A 1,519-nucleotide genomic window follows, 5' to 3' on the forward strand; every position below is an offset into this window, starting at 1 on the left:
CTTTCTTATCACCAACATTTCCAACTCGCGCAGAACGGCTACCTTCTGTCAAAACATTTACGATAGGACTCTTATCTCTCTTACCAGAAAGAGTTTTGGTTAAAAAATTTGCGTAATCATCAGAAGCATTCAAACCAGCAACAGAGAGAAGGCTTTGTGGATAAGATACACCAGCACTTTTTACACCTTCAAGAAATGTGTTTCTAAAATCAGGATTTGCTGAAAAAACAGGCGTAACATTCGATAAGAATGTAGCCGCTATAGCCAACGAAAGAACTTTAACAAAAGAAAAACGAGAACGTTTTAATTCACTCGCTGCTTGTGGGGCATATAATTTTTTCATAACAAACTCTCCAATGAAAAAACTTAAAAACACCTCCAAAACATAAAAAAGACACATTTTAGCATTATTGATCTCTTTGGAATTCAGAGTAGACGATCATTGCTTAGAGTGTGAACATTTTGAGTCTTTAATCTTGTTTTGTTTGTGCTCTCTGTATTGAGACCTAAATGTTTGTCTTTTTGATTATGTTTTGTGGACATAAAGATGACACATTTAGAGTCTAAGTTTTTTAGTGTGCTGTTTTTCTAACTAAAAAGGGGTCTTTATATTTAATATTACATTTTACTTGGTAGTGGTTACTATAAAATCCTTTGTACTAGGTTTTAGTATGTATCTTCCTAATTATAGACTTTATTTTTATTAGAAAGCATGGTTTTGTTAATAATAAGTAAAGTAAAAAGAAATTGTAATATGTCCGGAATATAGTTTTCCTTGGATAACTGGCTTTTTAGTTGGATTTTTTCTTTTTAATATACATATAATGATATATGCGCGGTCCCGTGATGTACCTTTTATCTTTACGCACTACTTTTCCCCCTTTGAATTATTTTATCAAAATGAGTCTTACTAATATACACTCCCATATTGCTATAGGCTGTTCATGAAAATAGCAACATAAAAATATAACTTTTTAGCAATATGGATTCTACTATGATCTTTTTTCAACAAAATATAGAAAAATCTTCTATAAAACCTCACAGTCTATAGCCTCATCAAATATTATGCTTATCTCTAGATAAATACTGTGCGTCTGTAAAAAAATATCCACCCTTATTTCAATAAATAAGGGGGGATGTTTTGTTTTCGTTGTTCGTATTATTTTATTTTCAGAGTAATTGCACCACCTATGCCCCAATGACCACCAGCACTCGTGGCAGAGAGATTAGAGCGGATTTTTCCGTTTTCAGATGTATAACCAGCACCAAGGGCAAATGCGGATTGTCCACGCCATGTGCCGCTACCAAATGAGACACTCAAAGATCCTGGCTCGTCGAAGTAACGTAGGTTGGATACTGCTAAACCAACGGCGGCTGCTTGCCTTGCCTCTTTCCGTACGCTCTTAATATCATAACTTAAAATATTAAACTTCATATCTGTATATCGGTCAGACCGATCAACAGCATCATCAATGGCATTAATAACAATATTATCCACCCGACTATCCGTATATTTTTT

2 protein-coding genes are annotated in these 1,519 nt (G+C 34.1%); both read right to left on the bottom strand.

Annotation, left to right across the window (positions count from 1 at the left end; all coding sequences use genetic code 11):
* Positions 1–343: hypothetical protein (locus ACFILY_RS09410; protein ID WP_375673362.1), on the bottom strand; the 343-nt coding region annotated here is incomplete at its 3' end.
* 816 nt (positions 344–1,159) lie between these two features.
* The coding region (locus ACFILY_RS09415; RefSeq protein ID WP_375637978.1) for a YadA-like family protein at positions 1,160–1,519 on the bottom strand (360 nt) is incomplete at its 5' end.

Source organism: Bartonella sp. CL25QHWL, assembly GCF_042195335.1.
Taxonomy (GTDB): domain Bacteria; phylum Pseudomonadota; class Alphaproteobacteria; order Rhizobiales; family Rhizobiaceae; genus Bartonella.